Source organism: Alcanivorax sp. DSM 26293, assembly GCF_900107995.1.
Taxonomy (GTDB): domain Bacteria; phylum Pseudomonadota; class Gammaproteobacteria; order Pseudomonadales; family Alcanivoracaceae; genus Alcanivorax.
The window spans coordinates 443,446-462,355 of record NZ_FNUM01000001.1 but is presented as its reverse complement, the minus strand read 5'-3'; the positions used below and the strand labels follow the sequence as shown (position 1 = coordinate 462,355).

Here is an 18,910-nt window from a genome sequence, read left to right as displayed (position 1 = left end):
AGGTACAACTGAACCAGTTTTTATTTTCGGGTCAGCGGCTTATGGCATTACTACTGGGGATCGACCCCGGCTCCCGGCGAACCGGCTACGGTCTGGTGGAGCAGGTGGGCAACCGCAGTCGGGCAGTGGCCTTCGGGACCATTACCACGACCCATAAGGACATTCCCCCGCGCCTGGGTGAGATTTTCGCCGGTATTCACCAGGTGGTGATGGATTATGGTCCAGCGGAAGTGAGTATCGAAAAGGTGTTTATGGCCCGCAACGCGGATTCCGCCCTGAAACTGGGGCAGGCCCGGGGAGCGGCCATTGCCGCGGTGATGCAGGCTTCGCTGCCGGTGTTTGAATACTCTGCCCGCCAGGTAAAGCAGGCAGTGGTAGGGCGCGGCGGCGCGGAAAAGGGGCAGGTGGCGGAAATGGTCAAGTATCTGCTTGGCCTGGAAAAGCGCCCCCAGGAAGATGCCGCCGATGCGTTGGCCATCGCCTTGTGTCATGCCCATATGCGTGTGTCACTGGCCCGGATGGGCGGAGCCACCGCAGTCAGAAACGGACGAATACGCTAAAAAGGACAGTAAAACACAGCCATGATAGGACAACTGCGCGGAACCCTGCTCGAGAAACGCCCTCCGGTGCTGTTGCTGGATGTGAACGGGGTGGGCTATGAAGTGGAAGCCCCCATGACCGTTTTTTACAGCTTGCCGGAGACCGGTGAGCCGCTCACCCTGCACACCCATTTCGTGGTGCGTGAGGACGCCCAGTTGCTGTATGGCTTTGCTGATCGCTACGAGCGCGAGCTGTTTCGGGCGCTGATCAAGGTCAACGGCGTCGGCCCGAAAATGGCCCTGGCCATTCTCTCCGGCATCGAGGCAGACCGGCTGGCGCAATGCATTCACGATCAGGACACCACCTCACTGGTGAAAGTGCCGGGCATTGGCAAGAAAACCGCCGAACGACTGGTCATCGAAATGCGTGACCGGCTCGACAAGATTGATGGTGGTCCAGTGTCCCTGCCGGGGCAGACGCCTCTGGCCCAGCCGGACGATGCCCGCTCCGATGCCATCGCTGCCCTGGAAGCGCTCGGTTACCGTAACAAGGATGCCGCCGCCGCCGTTGGCAAGGTGGCAGAGGAAGGCGCCACCAGTGAGCAACTGATCCGCCTGGCACTGAAAAGTCTGGCGCGCTGACCCTGGTAGGAGCCATGCTCGCATGGCGAACCTGGCGGCGAATCCACTGAAGGGCGTTTGAAAACCTGACGTTTTTTCGTGGCTCGCATTGCAGCCTTGGCATCATGGTTTACTTTGCGACCCATCACAGGGCGCCTTCGGCAGGCTCTTCCAGGAAATCTACAGGGAAAGATGACTGCCGGTACCAATCCGTCTACGCTAGCTCAACATCACTCTCATAACGCTGGGTCTCCCTACTGCAAGCATGGAAAACGACCGTCTGATTTCAGCTGCCGCTGTTGGCACCGGTGAAGAACAGCAGGACCGGGCCATCCGCCCGGCCAGTCTGGCTGACTACAAAGGCCAGCCGAAAGTCCGCGAGCGCATGGAAATCTTCATTGATGCTGCCCGCGGCCGCCAGGAAGCGCTGGATCACACCCTTATCTTTGGCCCGCCAGGTCTGGGTAAAACCACCCTGGCGCATATCATTGCCCGGGAAATGGGCTGCGAACTCAAGTCTACCTCCGGGCCGGTACTGGAAAAGGCCGGCGACCTGGCGGCCATCCTCACCAACCTGGAAGAGGGTGATGTGCTGTTCGTGGATGAGATCCACCGCCTGTCACCGGTGGTGGAAGAGATCCTCTATCCCGCCATGGAAGATTACCAGCTGGATATCATGATCGGTGAGGGGCCGGCGGCCCGCTCCATTAAACTGGATCTGCCGCCGTTTACCCTGGTGGGTGCCACCACCCGGGCGGGCCTGCTGACTGCCCCTCTGCGTGATCGGTTCGGGATTGTTCAGCGGCTGGAGTTCTACTCCGTGGAAGATCTCTCCGGGATTGTGATTCGTGCCTGCGACATTCTTGCCATTCCCATTGATGATGCCGGCGCGCTGGAAGTGGCACGTCGTGCCCGTGGTACGCCGCGCATTGCCAACCGGCTGTTGCGCCGGGTGCGCGATTACGCGGAAGTGAAGGGCGAAGGGCGAATTACCGAAGCCATGGCCCAGCGTGCGCTGGACATGCTGGAAGTGGATAGCTGCGGCCTGGACGGCACTGACCGGCGTTTGCTCGACATGATCATGCATAAATTTGATGGTGGTCCGGTGGGCCTGGAGTCCCTGGCGGCGGCGCTCAATGAAGATGCCGGCACCCTGGAAGAAGTGGTGGAGCCCTATCTGATTCAGCAGGGCTTCATCCAGCGTACCCCGCGCGGCCGGGCTACCACCAACCATGCCTGGCGGCATTTCGGGTTGCAGCGGCCGCGCAAGGACGGTGATTTGTTTAATGATTGAAAAAAAGCCGCAAAACGGGGAATTTACCCTGCCGGTGCGCGTCTACATCGAGGACACCGATGCCGGTGGCATCGTCTATTACGTGAATTACCTGAAATTCATGGAACGGGCGCGCACGGAATTCATGCGCACCCTGGGTTATCAGCATTATGTGCTGGCCGATGAGAACTTCCAGTTTGTCGTGCATTCGGCCAATGTGCAGTACCGTCAGCCGGCTCGCATTGATGATGCACTGGTAGTGACCGCCCGCTTGAAGCAACTGGGCAAGGCGACGCTGTTTTTCGAGCAGCAGGTTCGCCGGGCTGACACACTGCTTTGCCAGGCCGAGATCAAGGTTGCCTGCGTGAATGCAGATACATTGAGGCCCGCCGGGATCCCGGTGGACCTGTACAACAAATTCAAAGCAGCCAGCGAAGGAGAAGGGCTTAATGGTTGAGGCATCCAGTATGTCCGTCATCAGTCTGATCAGTCATGCCACCATTGTGGTGCAACTGGTCATGGTGCTGTTGGTGCTGGCGTCGTTGACGTCCTGGTACATGATCGTCAGTCGGTATCGGGTAATGGGCCGGGCCCACAAGGCGGGGCGAGCGTTTGAAGAGAAGTTCTGGTCCAGTGATGACCTGGCGTCGCTTTACAACCAGAGTCGCAAGGATCCGGACGTGGACGCAGGCACGGAAGCCATTTTCCGCGCCGGTTTCCAGGAATTCGTGCGCCTGTCGAAAAGCACCCGTGGCGCTGAAGCGGTGATGGATGGCAGCCAGCGTGCCATGCGTGTAGCCCTGCAGCGTGAACAGACCCGCTTGACCAAGCACCTTCCTTTTCTGGCGACAGTGGGGTCCACCAGTCCCTATGTGGGGCTGTTCGGTACGGTGTGGGGCATAATGAACTCATTCATGGCCCTGGCCAACGTGAAGCAGGCCACGTTGAGTGTGGTGGCACCCGGCATCGCCGAGGCCTTGATTGCTACGGCCATTGGTCTGTTTGCCGCCATCCCGGCAGTGATGGCCTACAACCGTTTCTCTGCGCAAAGTGATGCTCTGCTCACCGAAAACGAAATGTTTGCCGAGGAGTTCTCCTCGGTACTGCACCGTCAGGTTCACGGACGCGAGGGGTAAGCCATGAGCGGCGTGAAGATCAGGGTGCCGCGCAAGCTCGTTGCCGAGATGAACGTGGTGCCCTACATCGATGTGATGCTGGTGCTGCTGGTGATTTTCATGGCCACGGCGCCGATGATGACCCAGGGCATCAATGTGGACCTGCCCGACAGCAACAGCGAGCCCATTGATACCACCAAGGATGAGCCGGTGATCATTTCGGTGACCGCTGATGGCAGTTACTACATTGATGTGGGCAGTGACAGCCGCAAGTCTGCCAGCCTGGAAACGGTGCAGGGGCATGCCTTGCGGATTCACAAGCAGAAACCTGCCACCCTGTTTTTGGTCGAAGGCGATGGCCAGGTGGCCTATGCCAAGGTAGTCCAGTTGATGGGTGCCTTGCAGGAAGCCGGCATTACCCAGCTGGGTCTGGTAACGGAACCGCAGGGCAGCAATGAGTGATCGTGGCGCCGCGCTGCTGTTTACCCTGTTCATTCACCTGCTGGTGTTTGGGCTGCTGGTGTTCAGCTGGAGCACCGACCCGGCATTGCACAAGGCGCCGGTGATCCCTCCCCATGTGAAAGCCACCATGGTGGAAACGTCCAAACAGAAAAAGGCGCCGGTGAGCAAGCCGAAGCCGGAGCAAAAGCCAACGCCGAAACCGGAACCGAAACCCAAGCCAAAGCCGAAACCCAAACCGGAGCCCAAGCCCGAACCCAAGCCTGAGCCTAAACCCAAGCCCAAGCCGAAACCGGAGCCTGCCAAAAAGCCGGCGCCGAAGCCGAAACCGGAGCCCAAGCCGGATCCCAAACCGGTCATCCCCGAGATTGAGGAGCCGAGCCTGGAAGAAATGCTGGCCGAGGAAGAGCTGGAAATGGCAAAGCCTGCGGAGCCAGCCCAGCAGGAAACACAAGATGCGGCCAGCAATGCGGATCAGTCGGATGTGGAAGTGGCCAGCTTTACCGATGCCATTTCCGCACAGGTAGGGCAGCGCTGGCGGATTCCCGGCAACTATCGCAACCGGGATGACATCAAGACACAGGTGCGGATTCAGATGATTCCCGGCGGTGAGGTGATCAACGTGTCTGTGGTGAAAAGCAGTGGTTATCCCGATTTTGATGAGTCGGTCATGAATGCGGTGAAGCTGGCCAGCCCCCTGCCGGTTCCAGATGGCCCGCTGTTTGATAAACAGTTTCGCTCACTGGTGATCGAATTTGATCCTGGAGTTGCACAATGAAGTTGGAATATAAGGCACAGAAAATCTGGCGGATTGGCCTGGCGGCCATCCTGATGTTCGGCGCCGTGATGGCCCGGGCAGAATTGCTTATCCGGGTCACAGAGGGCCGGGTGGATGCGGTGCCCATCGCCATCGTGCCTTTTGAGGGTGCGCAGAACGCGCCCGAAGATGTGTCACAGATTGTGCAGGCGGATTTGCACCGCAGTGGCCAGTTCAAGCCATTGCCGGCGGAGGATATGCTCAGCCGCCCGCGCAACGAAAGTGAGGTCATCTACCGGGATTTCCGCGTGCTGGGGGTGGAGTACATCATCACTGGCAGCATGAAGGCCCAGGAGAGCGGTGGGTATGAAGTGAGCTACGCCCTTTTCGATGTGAATCGTCAGGTGAAGCTCATGTCGGAGACCTATCGCCCGCCGGTCTCACAGCTGCGGGATGTGGCCCATGCCATCAGTGACCGGATCTATGAGCAACTCACCGGTATCCCGGGGGCGTTTTCCACCAAAATTCTCTATGTGACGCATAATCGTAGTGACAAAAACCCTTTCCAGCTGCAATATGCCGACGCCGACGGGCACCGTGTTACCACTATCCTGCGTAGCCAAGAGCCGATCATGAGCCCGACCTGGTCACCAAATGGCAGGAAAGTTGCTTATGTCTCTTTCGAGGATGACGGGATGCCGGCCATTTATACCCATGACCTGGCAACCACCAACCGGGAAAAGGTGTCCAGCTTCAGGGGTATCAATGGCGCCCCGGACTGGTCACCGGATGGTCAGAAGCTGGCGCTGACCCTGTCGCGGGACGGTAACCCGGAGATTTACATGCTGGATATCGCCAGTAAGCAGCTAACACGGCTGACCCAGCATTACGGGATTGATACGGAGCCTCGCTGGCTGCCGGATGGTGAGCACCTGGTGTTCACCTCCAGCCGATCTGGCGGGCCCCAGATTTACAAACTGAACATAAATGATAAGTCGGTCCGGCGAGTGTCATTCGAGGGTGCGTATAATGCCCGCCCGGATGTCACGCCTGACGGTCGTTATCTTGTTTATGTACACCGGCGTAATGGAAATTTTAACGTCGGGGTGCAGGACCTCCAGCGGGGCACATTCAATATTGTGACCCGCACAGACATGGATGAATCGCCCAGTGTTGCGCCCAATGGAAGTATGGTAATTTACGGGACGCAAGATCGGGGGACGGGGGTTCTGGAAGCCGTATCCATCGATGGCAGAGTGAAAGTGACGCTGCCGTCGAAGGAAGGTGAAGTCAGAGAACCGGCCTGGTCGCCGTTCCTCTGAGTGATTCTCGGAGTCCAATACTAGGAAATTATAGGAGCTTTTCGCATGCGTTCATTTCTTAACCCGCTGTTCGCCCTGATGTTGGCAGCTGCCCTGGCAGCCTGTTCCAGCACCCCGACTGAAGATGACAGCTCTGCAACCGACGATATGTCCCAGCAGACTGATACCTCTCCGGTAACTCCGGTTGAGCCGTCTACTCCGTCCAAGCCGGACACCAGCAGCATTCCGCTGACAGCTGACAACTTCTACAACCATCCGTCCAACTACGATGGCACCACTGACAGCCGGGTGATCTACTTTGCTTTCGACAGCAACACCGTTCCGGCGGCAGCTTTCGAAACTCTGCGTGCCCATGCTACCTATCTGAAGAACAACTCCAACGCCAAAGTGCGCCTGGAAGGTCATGCTGACGAGCGCGGCACCCGCGAGTACAACGTGGCTCTGTCCGAGCGTCGTTCCAAGGCCGTAGAGAAGTTCCTGCGGGTTCAGGGCGTGTCTTCTTCCCAGCTGGAAATCGTTTCCTACGGTGAAGAAAAGCCGGCGGCATTTGGTCACAGCGAAATGGACTGGGCCAAGAACCGTCGTGTAGAAATCAACTACACTGCCGGCCGTCCGTAAGGCATGAAAGCAGTAAAGAGAACGCGCCTGCTCGCAGGCGTCGTGCTCGGCTCCCTGGTGTTCTGTGCGCAAGCACAGAACACCGGGCCGCTGGCCGTTGAAGAGAGAAGCCTGGCGCAGGCCCGCTCCGGTGGCAGCAGTGCCGGTAGTAGTGCAAGTCAGGATGGGTTGCTGCTTCTCATGCAGCAACAGCAGCAGTTCGAAGAGCAGATACAGCAACTCCAGGGTCAGATCGAAGAGTTGCGGCATGAACTACAGGTCATGAAGGACGCTGAACGTGAGCGCTACCTGGACCTGGATACCCGAATCAATACGTTGGCTGAGCAGAGCAAGACCGAGCAGCCAGAAGAGAGCGCCGACAGTGCGGCGCCCAATGACCCCGAAGCCGACCGTGATGCCTACAGTGCCGCCAAGGACAAGCTGATCAAGCGTGACTTTGATGCGGCGGCAGAAGCCTTCGAGGGTTACCTCAATGATTTTCCCAACGGGCAATTCCGTGCCCACGCCCACTTCTGGCTGGGCAAGGTCTACAGTAACCTGAAGACCCCGAAGCCGGAGAAGGCCCAGGCCCAGTTCCAGGCAGTGGTAGACGACTACCCGGAACACAGTAAAGCGCCCACCAGCCTTTATACCCTGGCAGTGATGCAGGCCCGTGACGAGCAGGTCTCCCAGGCCAAGGTGAACCTGCACAAGCTGGTCAAGCAGTATCCGGACAGCTCGGAAGCCAACCAGGCGAAGACGCTGTTGGAACAACTCGATAAGTAATCCCTATCGTTGCCTTGCCGGCGGCACAGACGCCGGCAAAGGTGATAGAATCCGCCGCATTTCCCCCTCCCGGGTGCTCAGGAGATGTTGTGGACCTCCGTCTGACCGAAATTTTCTATTCCCTTCAGGGCGAGGCGCGAACGGTGGGCCGGCCCACGGTGTTCGTTCGTCTGACCGGCTGCCCGCAGCGTTGTGTCTGGTGCGACACCGAGTACGCTTTTTCCGGTGGCGAGAAATGGCCTCTCGAGGCGATCCTGGATCAGGTGGCCGGTTACCAGGCCCACTACGTGACGGTCACCGGCGGCGAGCCCCTGGCCCAGCCCAACTGTCTGGGGCTGCTGACCGCCCTGTGCGATCAGGGGTATGAAGTCAGCCTGGAAACCGGTGGCGCCATGGATATTGCGGAGGTGGACCCGCGCGTCTCCGTGGTCATGGACCTGAAAGCGCCGGGCTCCGGCGAGCAGCACAACAACCGGCTGGAAAACATTCCGCTGCTGCGCCCCCATCACCAGGTCAAGTTCGTGCTGGCGGACCGCAAGGACTATGACTGGGCCCGATTCATGCTTGATCAGCATCAGCTACACCAGCGGGTCGGCGACGTGCTGTTTTCTCCGGTACAGGGGCAGTTGGCCCCGGGAGAGCTGGCTGACTGGATTGTGGCGGACCGCCTGCCGGTGCGGTTTCAGCTGCAATTGCACAAACTACTCTGGAATGACGCCCGCGGGCGCTAGCTGACAGGTTTGAAGGAGAGCCATCAATGAAAAAAGCCGTGGTATTGCTGTCCGGTGGTCTGGATTCGGCCACCTGTTTGGCCATTGCCCGGGATCAGGGCTACCAGTGCCATACCATTGCTTTCGACTATGGTCAGCGCACCCGTTCCGAGCTGGATGCGGCGGAGCGGGTGTCCGCAGCCCTTGGCGCGCTCAGCCATCGGGTGATTGAACTGGGCATGGGCAATATTGGCGGCTCTGCGCTCACCGACCATTCCATTGCGGTGCCGGAGGAGGGCGGTGAGGGTATTCCTGTCACCTATGTGCCTGCCCGTAATACCGTCTTTCTGTCTCTGGCCCTGGGTCTGGCGGAGGTGGTGGAGGCCCAGGCCATCTATATCGGTGTCAACGCGGTGGACTATTCCGGCTATCCGGATTGTCGACCGGCCTTTATTGAGGCGTTCCAGACCATGGCCAATCTGGCCACCAAGGCGGGAGTGGAAGGCAGCCCGATCACTGTGGAAACGCCATTGATGCACTTGAGCAAGGCGCAGATCATCCAGCAAGGCACGGCTCTGGGGCTGGATTATGGGTTGACCGTGTCCTGTTATCAGGCTGACGAGAATGGCAATGCCTGTGGCAAATGCGACAGTTGTCGCCTGCGCAAGCAGGGCTTTGAAGAGGCATTGGTCAAAGATCCAACAAACTATCAGTAAAGGGGAAAAAAAATCGGTTTCCCCCTTGTCACCCGGAAATAAATCCGTATTATTTGCGCCTCCTTCGGGAGCGGGTCGTTAGCTCAGTTGGTAGAGCAGTTGGCTTTTAACCAATTGGTCGCTGGTTCGAATCCAGCACGACCCACCAAATTTAAAGGGCTCGCCAATGGCGGGCCCTTTTTCGTTTCCCCACTTTCTCCAATCCTCCCCACTTTTAGGGCTTCAAGGTTGCTCATTTGGTCTTGATCCGGTCCTGAATCGTGTAGTGCTTTTTGGTGGTTTGGGCCGTGGTGTGGCGCAGTAACTCCTGGGCCCGCTGCAGGCTTTCCCCGTCTACCGCTTTCTTCCGCAAGTCGTTTTCCGTGAACCGTTCGCTGACATGGCCCATTTTGACTGCTTTGGCCATGTACCTGGTCCACATGGTGTTGAAGCTGCTGGTGTCGCCCTCGAAATCGATGTAGGGCCGGCCGTTGCGGGTCAGAAACAGGTGGGCGCTACCGATCCGGCGGGGCGGGATGGCCAGAATCTCTTCCACGACGGTTCTCAGCTCCGGGGTCCATTCCACCAGGTACTCGTCATAAGGCGGTTTGTTGTTCCTGAACTGGATCCCGTCTTTGGTCAGGTGATTGACAGTCAGGCGCAGAATCTCGCCTTTGCGCCGGCCCCGGGTGAGCAGCTTAAGGCTGATGTAGAGCTGCCACTTGCGCGGCAGGGTTTCCGCGAAGGCAATCAGGTCTTGGTCGGTGACTCTGTGCTTGCGGGTGCCGGCGGAAAATTTGAAGCGTAGGCCGCGCATTGTGTGGCGGTCCAGGTCGCCCCATTCGATCATGCAACTGAGTGCATGAGATAAGGTCTCCATGTCCACATTGGCCCATTTCTGGGATTTCACCTTGCTGACGTGGTCCCGGTACCGGTAGATCATCGACGGTGTGAGCTCGTGGGGTGCTAGATCGCCAAAAGCGGTCATAAGCCGAGGCAGCGAATAAGAGCGCTGTTTCTGGGTGCTGGCTGCTTTCTTGGGCATCACCTCGGCCCGGTACCGTGTGAAGCCCTGGCGGAGCGTGTAGGCCCGTTCCTGGATCCGTTTGCGGCGGGCCCATTCCTCGTAAGCCTCTGCTTCGGTCCGGCCAAGTTTAAACTCGGCCTTGCCGTCAAACAGCTCGCGCTCTCTATCCGGTACCCGATACCAGAAGAATCCCTTCCTGAAGCGCCACCCGGTGGGCAGGCGGCGGTTGTCCTTGTTGCGTTTCTGGGGCATCAGGCTACCTCGTCTATGTGCAGCCGGTCTTCGGGGTCGTCGGGTTTGCCCTGTGTAGGCGCTGTGGGGGCTCCCAAAGCCGTTCTGGCAGCTTCGCGCATGGCAATGAGGGTTCCGCTACGGTTTACCCAGCAGGGCACGCCACGGTGCTTCAGGTAGCTTTCCTGATCGCTTACCCGCTTGTAGCCAGTCAGGGCCTTGGCTTCCTCATAGCTCAGCAGTTCATCTGTGATCATGTGGCCTCCCAGGGTAGCCAGGCGGCAGTGGCGTTGATCGACAAGATTCGGCGCTGGTGTTCCGCCTTGTCATCTGGGGCCGGGTTGGTCCGGCAGGGTTTGGCTAATGGGCAGCTATCGCAGCCAGCGATAGGACCGTGGCGGCGGTATTGGCGCTCGCAGAAGGCCTTGGCTTTCTTGCTCAGGGTCTCCAGGCCCTGCTGCTGCAGGCGCTGCTCATCGGTGATCATGGTGGCTCCTGTGGTCATGCTGCTGCCTCCATTGATTGAACCATATTTGCCTCCACCAGTGCCCGGCAGGGGTAGGGTGAGACGCTGTTGCCGCACATCTTCACCTGGTCGGCCTTGGTGAGGCGGGTGCCGTCGAAGGTGTGGGTGTGGATGTAGTCGGCCGGGAAGCCCTGGGCGGCGAACAGCTCGTGGGGCTGCAGCATGCGCATGCCGATATCCACGATCTGGTAGGGCTCGCCTTTCACCATGACCAGGCCGAGCCGGTCTTTGGTGGGGATGGTGTGCAGTGGCTCTTTCAGGGCCTGCCACTGGCCGCCCTCGCTGTAGTACTTCATCAGGAAGGCGTGGACCATGGCCGCTTTGCCACCACCCCCAGCAGTGACGGTTCCGATGGGCTCCCTCATGCTGCTGCCCACCCTGTTTCCGAAGTCCCGCTGAATGTGGGCAGTTACTAACCCGTGGTGATTGCCCTGGGCGCTGATGGTGTGAAGGGGGGCGCGAGCAGCATGGCCCACATTGGTGCCGCGCAGCTTCACCATGTGGCTGGTCACCAGGCTGTGGTGGTCCACGGTGGTGATGGTGCCCAGGGGTTTGCGCAGGTCGGTACCGACTACGCCGGTGTAGTGTTTGGCGAGGAAGGCTTTTACCAGGGCATAGCCGTTCTTGCTGGTGACGGTTTGCAATGGATCGGTCAGCTGCTGCCCCCTGAAATAACCGTACCCATGATTGGTTTTGATGATGAAGGGGTCCGGATCCTCAACGACAAAGCGGCGGATACCCTCAGCGATTCTGCGACAAGTGTTGTCGGCCAGCGGGCGCTTGCGGTCGAAGATGCTGGGGCAGGGCAGGCTCCAGTCGATGATGTCCGCCGCGGTGCGGTAGGGCTTGAGGCCCGGGCCGTGGGTGGGTTTCGGCCAGGCGATGGGCTGGCCGTCGCAGCGAGCTACCAGGAATAGGCGCTTACGGATGGTGGGGGCGCCGTAGTCGTGGGCGCGCAGTTCTTTCCACTCTACCTGGTACCCGTGGCTTCTGAGGGCATTCACGAAGCTGCGGAAGGTGTGGCCCTTGCGCTTGGGGCAGGGCAGGTGGATCACGCCGTCAGGGGTTTTCTTCTTGATCACCGGGCCCCAGGTGACGAACTCTTCCACGTTCTCGAGCATGATCACCCGTGGCTTCACGGTACCCACCCAGCGCATCACTACCCAGGCCAGGGCGCGTACCTGTGGGGAAATCGGCTTGGAGCCCTTCGCCTTGCTGAAGTGGCGGCAATCTGGGCTGAACCAGGCGAGGCCCACCGGCCGGCCCTGGGTGACCTTGCGCGGATCCACATCCCACACGGATTCGCAGTAGTGCTTGGTGTGGGGGTGGTTGGTTTCGTGCATGGCCAGTGCCACCGGGTTGTGGTTGATGGCGATATCCACGGGCCGGCCAATGGCCTGCTCGATACCGGTGCTGGCACCACCGCCGCCGGCGAAGTTGTCCACGACCAGTTCATCGAAGTTGAAGCCGGCTTGGGGGTGGGTGCGGAAGTGGTTCATCTCGAGGCCCATGCTTTGGTAGGTTTATTGATCGAGTGCTCAGTTAAAGTCATGATCGAAATCGCTTTCATACAGATCATGAGGAAAATATGTGGGATTGGTTGATAAGTGAGCAGGGGAAAATGCTTGCGACTTGGCTTCAGGTATTCGGGACTTTGGGTGCGATATTGGTCAGTCTTTTCGTTACAAACTTTACTCTGCAGCGTCAGAGAAAAGCTGCGATTAAGAGCAAGCAGGATGAAAGACTTCAGAATCTTGCGAGAGGGACGCTGCTTATTTTTAATGTGAGAGAAGACCTTCAGATACTTAAAGACGCTTCTGCTAACAACGGGGGTAAAAAACCTGTAAGGGCGCTCAAGCATATTTCTAATCTGATAATTGAGGATTATAAAGCTCTCCGGGATGTGATGCTCCGTGACCTTCCGAATAATGGGGCTCTTCTTCTTATGGCGTCGGCAAGCAACCATATAAAAGAAATTGAGCAGGCTTTTGATGCTTGGATTGCAGGGAAGCACCTGGAGGAATATGAATCTCTGCTTCATATGGTGATTTCTAAGCTCGACTTTTATGGCGATTTGCTGGATAGATATCAGGTTGAATATTCCAAAGACATAAATGCCCTTCTCGAAATACCTGATCAGGATGAAATCGCTGAACAGGATCGCTTGATAAGAAAGGGTGCGTGACTGATTTATGATTAAAGTCATGGATTCCTATTACCTCAACAAAAACACCTGAAACCCGGCATCGGTGACGGTCATGTCCAGCTCGGTGAGCATGTCGTCGATGCACTGGGTGGCGGTGTCGAGCACGTCCACCAGGTTGCAGGGGTTTTGGTTGCGGATTTCGTCTGTGCTGCGGTCGGGCCCGTTTCCCGCGTGGATCTTGATCAGCCATTTCCGGCTCCCAAGGCGGCGGGCCTTGGGGCTGATCCATGGTTGTTCGACGTGCACCGAGAAACGGGCGACCAGCATGATTGGCTCCTGTTAGGCGCTGAAGACGCCGATGGTGACCGGCAGGATGTCGCCGAACTTCTGCTGCAGCAGCTCGGCGAATTCCTCGGCCATTTCCTCTTCATGCTGCTCCGGGCGGATGATCCGCAGGGCCAGCAGGGGTTTGTCTTCGTCGGCGCGCAGGCTCATGCGAAGGGTGAAGGTGCGTTCACCCAGGCCAACATAAGGGGTGCAGGTGAACTGGATGAAGCTGGGCAGTGGTTCGCTGTTGCTGCTGGCTTCAACTTGTTCCAGCGAGGAACGGGTGGCGCTGAGCTGTCCCTCGGTGTGGTCGCTGGTGCTGCCTGCCTTGATGGTGATCCGGCGGATGGCGGCGATCACCTTGCTGGCTGACATTTCCTGCTCATTGCTGGTGAGGCCACAGATGTTGTCGCGCCAGTCTTCCAGCCATTCGGCCAGCTGCTGCTGGGTGCGGGTGTTGCCGTCGATGTTGTTAAGCGCAATGAAGGCGGCGGTACGCTTCAGCTTCATCTGAGCCTGGCTGTCGGCATGCCCGGGGGCTGAGAGATCGCCAAGATTGAGCACGGCAGTGGCGGTCATGTCGTCGGGGTAAACGAAACATTCGGCGCCGAGGTCGGCTTTGTTTTCCGTGTAGTTCACAAAGTCGTCGATGCTGCGAGTTACAAAGTGACCCCGAAACCGGTTTCGCCGGGGTTTGAATTTCTCCAGTTCCAGCACCTTGGTGTCGTCAGGAAGGGCGGCTACGTCAAGATTGAGCTCGGCTGCCGTGAAGTTGAACGCCAGGCGAGTGCCGTTATCCTGGATGTATTCCAGCATGCTGGTTGATGTGATTGCTTCCATTGGGTTATTGCTCCTCTGTGACTTGGGTTTTCAGGAAATCCATCTGGGCATCGGGAGCGATGGTCATCTTGCCGCCCTTGCCCACATACATCGGGGTGGTGGTGGTGTCCTCTTCGGTGGCTTTGCCCCGCAGAGTGGGGCGGGACACCTTGAGGGTGTGGCTGATCTGGACCTGGTGGGATTCGCCGATTTGCTGGATATCCAGCTCCAGAACGATTTTCCCTTTCTTCCTGCCTTTGCCGTGGTCGATGGTGCCGGCGGCAACATCGGAGAGGGCCTGGCCGAGCTTTTCGACGAAGACGCCGCCGTCCAGCTCACTGATAAAGTCTTCTACGTTGGTACGCATGGTTCTCTCTCCCGTAAGGGTGGTTGGTGGTTAAAACTCAGGTGAGCGCCAGAGTCAGATAAAGTCCGAGGCCTGCGAGGCAGAGCAAGGTGATCATTACGCGCTCGCCTCGGTGTGGTTGCCGCTCTGTCGGCAGAGGAAGCTGCATAAGCCGCTCACGGCGGCGTGGGCCAAACAGGCGGCTTTGGCTGCGTCCGCTGTCGGGTAGCAGCCGATGCACTGGTGAACCGATGCCTGCCAGTTCAGGGGCTGATAGGCGGGTTTTGGGGGCCAGGCGGTGAATACCCGGGTTTCCCCGGTTTGGCTGAGGCTGACCCGGTAGCTGCCGTTCTTCAGGCTGTATTTGCTGACGGTTTCCCATGCCATGTATCTCCCTCATTGCCTTACGCGGCGCGTCTGATGCGGGCCCAGAGCTCAACCAGGCCGGCTTCGGTAATGTCGATACGTGTCCGCCACTTCCAGCCCACTACGGGGTGGTGGTATTGGCGGTGGTCTTCTTTGAGCCAGCCCTCGCGCACCCAGGCCGGGTGGGCCCGTTCGTCTTCGGTGATAGCGCCCATGGCCCGCAGCTGGTGGCGTAGCTGGCTTGGCTTGGTGCCAAGGCGCTGCGCTGCTTGCTTGATGCGGTAGGTGGGCTGGCTCATGGTGTTACTCCCCCTTCACTGGATGCATGGCCCTGGCGCTGGTGGCGCGGCTGACGGTGAGGCCGAGCTTGCGGTAGGGCCCGGCGTACAGGTTTTTTACGACCCAGTAGCCCACCATCAGCGCCCGTTGCTCGCTGCTGGCCCGCACATAGGTGGTGTGGGCCTGCTTGGCTTTGCGCTGGCCGTGTTCGCGGAGGCCCACGAGCACGGCATAGTTCGCGGGCTGGTGTTTGCGGGGCATATTGCGAAGGGCTGCGCGTTGCTGGTCAGTGAGCATGGCGGCCTCCGAATGGCTCCCTGCCGATCAGCCGGCCCGGTTTGGCGGTGTGCCACCATTCCCGGGGCTGGTCAGATTGGTAAATTCGGTATTCGTAGTGGGGCCAGTGGACGCCCAGGCCGTGCAGAAAGCCCCATTTGTGCTTCCAACCGGTGTGGATGAAGAGCGTCCAGGTTTCCGGCTTTACCCCGGCAATTCGGTGCAGGGTTGCCCGGGTGATGTGGTTGAGCCAGCGCACTGGGCGGGTCTCTACGGTGGCCACCACCAGGTCCGGTTCAATCCACCGGGCGAAGGGCGCGTGGTGTTCTTGGTAATGGCCGGTAAGCACTAGGCTGATGGCGTGGTTCCACGGGTGGTTGTGCAGGCTGCGTTCGTGGTCGTCGCGCACGAACCGGTGCAGGTAGACCGTGAGTCCCAGCAGCTGACCGATGAAGTACCGCTCCATATAGGGCTGGCCTTCGATCTTGATCAGCCGGGTGGGGCGGTTGGCTGTGAGTCGGTAAAGCAGGCGGGCTAGCAGGTTCATGCTGCACCCCCAGCCCATTGACTTGATGGTGCAAGCTGGAAGATGGTTATCCCTTTGATATTGGGAGGGAAACCATGATTTGTGATAATTGGCTGTGTGTTGGTACTTGGTTCGGCAGCGGTGCTGGTGCTGCTTGGGTGCAGGCTCTGCTTACTTTTATGGTTTTTCTTTACTCGGTCAATTCTACGAAAAGAACCTTCAGGGAAGATCAAAAGCGCACGCGCAGAATTTTTAGCCACGAGCGTGAATTGGAGCGTGAGCGTCAGGCTAAGCAAGACCTTAAGGATGAGGCTGCAAGGTATAAGCGCTTTGAAGATACGCTGACCTATATATCGCTTTCCCTTGGCTTCATTTCTGGAGCTCTTAAAACCACGAGAACGAGAGCGGAAAACCCGGAAACCGCGAATATAATTGCGTTTGAATACACAATCCGAAATTTGGAACACACAGAAGAGGGTATGAAGCTGATCTTGCAAGAACCCATGCCGACGATGGCGACCTTCGCTAGAATAAGAACAGCTATTATTCTTATCCATAGTGCTATTACGTTTATAAATTTGGGTAAAGAGCATCCAAATGAGAAATTGGTTGAAGCTATTAATGGCGTCATTGAACCAATTAATGAAATTAGTCAGCAGAATGATAGGCTTCTGAAAAGGGTGAGAGCTGTTGCTAGAAAGCTGAAAATAGAAAGTTCTCATATGACACCTTGAGCCTTTATGTAACCCTTTTTCGTACATGCCCAACTCCTGACGATCGCGCAGGCGGTTTTGATCAGGTCTTCCTTTGTGCCGTTGTTCAACAGGTACTGATCGCCTTGGACAAAAGTGATCGGCTGGTTGGTGCTGTGCTGGCTGTCGCTGGTCGCTTCCGGGCGGCTGACGTGGATCACCAGGCCCTTCATCGCCCGCACCCAGTAGGCTTCTTCTTCGGTGCGCAGGTCAGTGATCACCGCCAGTTCGGGGGTGTCCTGGCTTTCTTCCAGTTCGCGCATGGTGTCCACCAGGCGCACGATCAGATAATCCGGGCGGATGGTGGTGCGGATGGCGTCACCCAGCTGCTCCAGCAGGGCGCGGATGGTTTGGTCGCCCTGTTGCTTGAGCGCATGAATCTCTTCCACAGTGAGGCCTAGGGCCACGGCGGCCATTTCATACAGCGGGGCCGCAAACGACACTTCAGCAGTGTGGTATTGGGCGCCAAGTGCCTGGGCGGCGGTGTTCTTGCCGGCGCCGCCGGGGCCGGTGAAGGCGATGATTCTCATACAATGGCTCTCTCTATGGCTTCGGCGGCGGTGGCGTACACGACGCCGCCAACGCGGCTGCTGAAGTTGCAGATGGATACCTGGTCGGTACCACCGGTCGGGCGGACCATGCAGTTGATATCCTTCTGGAAGCGGTAAACCGTCACGTCCAGATCCACACCGTGCACGGTGATGCGGTTCGTCACCGGGTTCTGGCTGTGCTGGCCGGCCTTGATGGCCGCGCGCAGGCTGCGCTCTTGCTCGGTGGTGAGGTTCACGCCGCCTTCCTCCCGGCCTTGTACCGCTCGCACTTCTTCAGGTACTCATCGGCCATCTGGTTGATCTGGGCGCGTACCCGAAGGGTGGTGTTGCTGACAGGCACTTCGCTCAGGTAGTGGTCCAGCAGGCGGCCGGTGTTCACCAAGGCCTTGTCCATGTCGGCCGTGATGATCAGGCGGCCAAAGGCCCGCTTGGCGTTGTGGATCAGGGCCGGGATGTTGGTGTGGTTGGTATTCATCACTGTCACCTCGGATCAGGCCGCAGAGGGGCCATCGCCATTCGTCCTGGCATCAAGGAATGCATGCCGAGTAGCAGGCTTGGGTGCGTGGTGGTTGCTGAAACGGTTCAGGTTGACAAGCTGGGCAGTCTTCCCGGTGATGACGGCGACAAGGCCTGTGCGGGCCTGCAGGGATTTGATGCAGGCTTTGCTGGTGGCAGTGGGGTGGATGTGGATTGTTGACATGACTTTCTCCCGAATACTTTGGTATTAGTTAAAAGTACCAAAGTAGTCATGTCAACTACTAAAAGACTATTTGTAGTATTTTAGTATTCAGAGGGAAGCGCGGGGCTGGAGATGCTTTCTTTGGATATGAGTGGCAGGAGGGAGGGTGCAGAAGGGTGCTTTAATGGGGGCCGCCATCGGGGCTTGTAGCTTAGAAGTCGTACTCCATCCTTTTTACCACCCCTACGATGTTGCAGTTGCCGTTGATTTCTATCATGGGGTAGGCCGGATTCAGGGGCTTGAGCCACTTTCTTCCTGCGTCGATCACCAGTTTTTTCAGGGTCACTTCGTTGCTGTCAACCAGCTTGGCGACGACGAGCTTGCCGTTATCGGGTGGAAGATCTGGATCAACCAGCACAATGGACCCTTCAGGAATGGAGGGGTTGCCGTTGGGGTTGGTCATGCTGTCGCCCACTACTTTCAGCCAGATCGCGTTTTCTGAGGTGCCAGCGGGTACTGATCGATGCTCTATACCGTCGCCAGGCGAGTAGAGGTCGATGGCTTCTGCCCATTGCCCAGCTTGCACGTGGCTGATGACAGGTGCGGTTGCTATTTGATTGGAGTAGCGAGCGGGAGATTCTGCCAAGTTTGAGTGTGGAGATTTCGGGCCGTGGCCGGTTTGTAGCCATTTTGCAGACACTTCGAGTGCTTCTGACAAGGCGAGATCGTAGCGGGAGGTTTGCTGATCTCCGCGTTCGATTTTTGAGATGGTGCCTTGTGGCACACCAGAGACCTCAGCCAGTTGTTGCTGGCTGTAGCCTTTGGCTGTCCGGGCATTGCGTAGTCTGTCGCCATATTCCATTGGGAAATTTAATACCCTTGTAGTATTAAAAACAAACTACCTAGGTATTGACCTTCCAAATACCTAGGTAGTAATCTGCTGGCATGGAGGATGCCCATGTCACTTAAAAACTATCGTCAGAAAGCAGGCTTAACTCAGTTGCAGTTGGCAGAAGCTGCAGGGGTCAGTCAGTCGCAGATTACCCATCATGAGTGTGGCCGCCGGGCGAATATTTCCCTGGGCCAGGCCCGGGCGATCGTGCGAGCGCTGAATGATCGTGGTGTTAAGTGTTCCCTTGATAGCGTTTTCCCCTGTGAGGAAGCCAAAGCAGCTTGATTGGTTAC

The 18,910-nt window shown here is 58.1% G+C and carries 31 protein-coding genes and 1 tRNA gene; 17 read left to right on the top strand and 15 right to left on the bottom strand.

All coding sequences use genetic code 11. The annotated features are described in order from the left end of the window. The first annotated feature begins 41 nt into the window (after positions 1-41). The 13 genes from ruvC to C4S63_RS02055 all read left to right on the top strand — a co-directional run bounded on the left by ruvC (position 42) and on the right by C4S63_RS02055 (position 9,043). Complete coding sequence (gene ruvC / locus C4S63_RS02115; RefSeq protein ID WP_062817027.1) at positions 42-560, top strand: crossover junction endodeoxyribonuclease RuvC; 519 nt, start codon at positions 42-44, stop codon at positions 558-560. A 21-nt stretch (positions 561-581) separates the two neighbouring features. Next, the gene (gene ruvA / locus C4S63_RS02110; protein WP_062816926.1) at positions 582-1,181 is read left to right on the top strand and encodes a Holliday junction branch migration protein RuvA; all 600 of its coding nucleotides are present in this window, start codon (positions 582-584) and stop codon (positions 1,179-1,181) included. 244 nt (positions 1,182-1,425) lie between these two features. Further along, complete coding sequence (gene ruvB / locus C4S63_RS02105; protein ID WP_062816927.1) at positions 1,426-2,454, top strand: Holliday junction branch migration DNA helicase RuvB; 1,029 nt, start codon at positions 1,426-1,428, stop codon at positions 2,452-2,454. Next, complete coding sequence (gene ybgC, locus C4S63_RS02100) at positions 2,447-2,890, top strand: tol-pal system-associated acyl-CoA thioesterase (RefSeq protein WP_062816928.1); 444 nt, start codon at positions 2,447-2,449, stop codon at positions 2,888-2,890. The genes ruvB and ybgC overlap by 8 nt, the downstream gene beginning before the upstream one ends. Continuing rightward, positions 2,883-3,569, top strand: a complete 687-nt coding sequence (gene tolQ, locus C4S63_RS02095) for a protein TolQ (protein WP_062816929.1) — start codon at positions 2,883-2,885, stop codon at positions 3,567-3,569. Before ybgC ends, tolQ begins: the two co-directional genes overlap by 8 nt. A gap of 3 nt (positions 3,570-3,572) precedes the next feature. Continuing rightward, the gene (gene tolR, locus C4S63_RS02090; RefSeq protein ID WP_062816930.1) at positions 3,573-4,010 is read left to right on the top strand and encodes a protein TolR; all 438 of its coding nucleotides are present in this window, start codon (positions 3,573-3,575) and stop codon (positions 4,008-4,010) included. Beyond that, positions 4,003-4,785 carry a cell envelope integrity protein TolA gene (locus C4S63_RS02085; protein WP_103916562.1) on the top strand — a complete coding sequence of 261 codons (783 nt, stop codon included), beginning with the start codon at positions 4,003-4,005 and terminating at the stop codon, positions 4,783-4,785. Before tolR ends, C4S63_RS02085 begins: the two co-directional genes overlap by 8 nt. Further along, positions 4,782-6,086 carry a Tol-Pal system beta propeller repeat protein TolB gene (gene tolB, locus C4S63_RS02080; protein ID WP_103916561.1) on the top strand — a complete coding sequence of 435 codons (1,305 nt, stop codon included), beginning with the start codon at positions 4,782-4,784 and terminating at the stop codon, positions 6,084-6,086. Before C4S63_RS02085 ends, tolB begins: the two co-directional genes overlap by 4 nt. 45 nt (positions 6,087-6,131) lie before the next feature. Next, positions 6,132-6,704 (top strand): peptidoglycan-associated lipoprotein Pal, encoded by a 573-nt coding sequence (gene pal / locus C4S63_RS02075; protein WP_062816933.1) that lies wholly within the window; start codon positions 6,132-6,134, stop codon positions 6,702-6,704. Positions 6,705-6,707: 3 nt separating this feature from the next. Then, positions 6,708-7,469, top strand: a complete 762-nt coding sequence (gene ybgF / locus C4S63_RS02070) for a tol-pal system protein YbgF (protein WP_103916560.1) — start codon at positions 6,708-6,710, stop codon at positions 7,467-7,469. Between the two features lie 89 nt (positions 7,470-7,558). Next, on the top strand, positions 7,559-8,200 hold the full coding sequence (gene queE, locus C4S63_RS02065; RefSeq protein WP_103916559.1) for a 7-carboxy-7-deazaguanine synthase QueE: 642 nt from the start codon (positions 7,559-7,561) through the stop codon (positions 8,198-8,200). Between the two features lie 26 nt (positions 8,201-8,226). After that, positions 8,227-8,895: a 7-cyano-7-deazaguanine synthase QueC gene (gene queC / locus C4S63_RS02060; RefSeq protein ID WP_062816936.1), complete on the top strand. Its 669-nt coding sequence runs from the start codon at positions 8,227-8,229 to the stop codon at positions 8,893-8,895. Between the two features lie 72 nt (positions 8,896-8,967). After that, positions 8,968-9,043: transfer RNA gene (locus C4S63_RS02055), tRNA-Lys, on the top strand. An 84-nt stretch (positions 9,044-9,127) separates the two neighbouring features. On the opposite strand, the gene C4S63_RS02050 is transcribed toward C4S63_RS02055, so the two are convergent. From C4S63_RS02050 to C4S63_RS02035, 4 genes are read right to left on the bottom strand one after another with little or no spacing between them, the layout of a single operon-like run. After that, positions 9,128-10,153, bottom strand: a complete 1,026-nt coding sequence (locus C4S63_RS02050) for a hypothetical protein (protein ID WP_103916558.1) — start codon at positions 10,151-10,153, stop codon at positions 9,128-9,130. After that, positions 10,153-10,389 carry a DUF4224 domain-containing protein gene (locus C4S63_RS02045; protein ID WP_103916557.1) on the bottom strand — a complete coding sequence of 79 codons (237 nt, stop codon included), beginning with the start codon at positions 10,387-10,389 and terminating at the stop codon, positions 10,153-10,155. Before C4S63_RS02045 ends, C4S63_RS02050 begins: the two co-directional genes overlap by 1 nt. Continuing rightward, positions 10,386-10,637, bottom strand: a complete 252-nt coding sequence (locus tag C4S63_RS02040) for a hypothetical protein (protein WP_103916556.1) — start codon at positions 10,635-10,637, stop codon at positions 10,386-10,388. Before C4S63_RS02040 ends, C4S63_RS02045 begins: the two co-directional genes overlap by 4 nt. Next, positions 10,634-12,157 (bottom strand): DNA cytosine methyltransferase, encoded by a 1,524-nt coding sequence (locus C4S63_RS02035; RefSeq protein ID WP_103916723.1) that lies wholly within the window; start codon positions 12,155-12,157, stop codon positions 10,634-10,636. Before C4S63_RS02035 ends, C4S63_RS02040 begins: the two co-directional genes overlap by 4 nt. Before the next feature lie 89 nt (positions 12,158-12,246). Here C4S63_RS02035 and C4S63_RS02030 point away from each other — a divergent pair, with 89 nt between their 5' ends. Then, positions 12,247-12,843, top strand: coding sequence for a hypothetical protein (locus C4S63_RS02030; protein ID WP_103916555.1), 597 nt, complete (start codon positions 12,247-12,249; stop codon positions 12,841-12,843). Positions 12,844-12,873: 30 nt separating this feature from the next. Here C4S63_RS02030 and C4S63_RS02025 read toward each other — a convergent pair whose 3' ends face one another. The 7 genes from C4S63_RS02025 to C4S63_RS01995 all read right to left on the bottom strand — a co-directional run bounded on the left by C4S63_RS02025 (position 12,874) and on the right by C4S63_RS01995 (position 15,764). Continuing rightward, on the bottom strand, positions 12,874-13,131 hold the full coding sequence (locus C4S63_RS02025) for a hypothetical protein (RefSeq protein ID WP_103916554.1): 258 nt from the start codon (positions 13,129-13,131) through the stop codon (positions 12,874-12,876). Positions 13,132-13,143: 12 nt separating this feature from the next. Beyond that, positions 13,144-13,971 (bottom strand): DUF2303 family protein, encoded by an 828-nt coding sequence (locus C4S63_RS02020; RefSeq protein WP_103916553.1) that lies wholly within the window; start codon positions 13,969-13,971, stop codon positions 13,144-13,146. A gap of 4 nt (positions 13,972-13,975) precedes the next feature. Beyond that, positions 13,976-14,317: a hypothetical protein gene (locus tag C4S63_RS02015; protein ID WP_103916552.1), complete on the bottom strand. Its 342-nt coding sequence runs from the start codon at positions 14,315-14,317 to the stop codon at positions 13,976-13,978. 96 nt (positions 14,318-14,413) lie between these two features. Beyond that, positions 14,414-14,683 carry a hypothetical protein gene (locus tag C4S63_RS02010; RefSeq protein WP_103916551.1) on the bottom strand — a complete coding sequence of 90 codons (270 nt, stop codon included), beginning with the start codon at positions 14,681-14,683 and terminating at the stop codon, positions 14,414-14,416. A gap of 17 nt (positions 14,684-14,700) precedes the next feature. Continuing rightward, on the bottom strand, positions 14,701-14,961 hold the full coding sequence (locus C4S63_RS02005) for a hypothetical protein (protein ID WP_103916550.1): 261 nt from the start codon (positions 14,959-14,961) through the stop codon (positions 14,701-14,703). A 4-nt stretch (positions 14,962-14,965) separates the two neighbouring features. Further along, positions 14,966-15,238 (bottom strand): hypothetical protein, encoded by a 273-nt coding sequence (locus C4S63_RS02000; protein WP_103916549.1) that lies wholly within the window; start codon positions 15,236-15,238, stop codon positions 14,966-14,968. After that, positions 15,228-15,764, bottom strand: coding sequence for a hypothetical protein (locus C4S63_RS01995; protein WP_146063345.1), 537 nt, complete (start codon positions 15,762-15,764; stop codon positions 15,228-15,230). The genes C4S63_RS02000 and C4S63_RS01995 overlap by 11 nt, the downstream gene beginning before the upstream one ends. A gap of 74 nt (positions 15,765-15,838) precedes the next feature. On the opposite strand from C4S63_RS01995, the gene C4S63_RS01990 reads away from it, so the two are divergent. After that, positions 15,839-16,477 carry a hypothetical protein gene (locus tag C4S63_RS01990; RefSeq protein WP_103916547.1) on the top strand — a complete coding sequence of 213 codons (639 nt, stop codon included), beginning with the start codon at positions 15,839-15,841 and terminating at the stop codon, positions 16,475-16,477. On the opposite strand, the gene C4S63_RS01985 is transcribed toward C4S63_RS01990, so the two are convergent. From C4S63_RS01985 to C4S63_RS01975, 3 genes are read right to left on the bottom strand one after another with little or no spacing between them, the layout of a single operon-like run. Further along, entirely contained in the window at positions 16,462-17,025 is a 564-nt protein-coding gene (locus C4S63_RS01985) for a hypothetical protein (RefSeq protein ID WP_103916546.1), read from the bottom strand. The two genes, C4S63_RS01990 and C4S63_RS01985, sit on opposite strands and share 16 nt — an antisense overlap. Then, positions 17,022-17,282: a hypothetical protein gene (locus C4S63_RS01980; protein WP_103916545.1), complete on the bottom strand. Its 261-nt coding sequence runs from the start codon at positions 17,280-17,282 to the stop codon at positions 17,022-17,024. Before C4S63_RS01980 ends, C4S63_RS01985 begins: the two co-directional genes overlap by 4 nt. Then, the gene (locus C4S63_RS01975) at positions 17,279-17,521 is read right to left on the bottom strand and encodes a hypothetical protein (RefSeq protein WP_103916544.1); all 243 of its coding nucleotides are present in this window, start codon (positions 17,519-17,521) and stop codon (positions 17,279-17,281) included. The genes C4S63_RS01980 and C4S63_RS01975 overlap by 4 nt, the downstream gene beginning before the upstream one ends. A gap of 63 nt (positions 17,522-17,584) precedes the next feature. Here C4S63_RS01975 and C4S63_RS17350 point away from each other — a divergent pair, with 63 nt between their 5' ends. Next, positions 17,585-17,743, top strand: coding sequence for a hypothetical protein (locus C4S63_RS17350; RefSeq protein ID WP_160052676.1), 159 nt, complete (start codon positions 17,585-17,587; stop codon positions 17,741-17,743). A 193-nt stretch (positions 17,744-17,936) separates the two neighbouring features. On the opposite strand, the gene C4S63_RS01970 is transcribed toward C4S63_RS17350, so the two are convergent. Then, positions 17,937-18,587, bottom strand: coding sequence for a LexA family transcriptional regulator (locus tag C4S63_RS01970; RefSeq protein WP_103916543.1), 651 nt, complete (start codon positions 18,585-18,587; stop codon positions 17,937-17,939). A 96-nt stretch (positions 18,588-18,683) separates the two neighbouring features. On the opposite strand from C4S63_RS01970, the gene C4S63_RS01965 reads away from it, so the two are divergent. Beyond that, the gene (locus C4S63_RS01965; RefSeq protein ID WP_103916542.1) at positions 18,684-18,902 is read left to right on the top strand and encodes a helix-turn-helix transcriptional regulator; all 219 of its coding nucleotides are present in this window, start codon (positions 18,684-18,686) and stop codon (positions 18,900-18,902) included. Positions 18,903-18,910 lie beyond the last annotated feature (8 nt).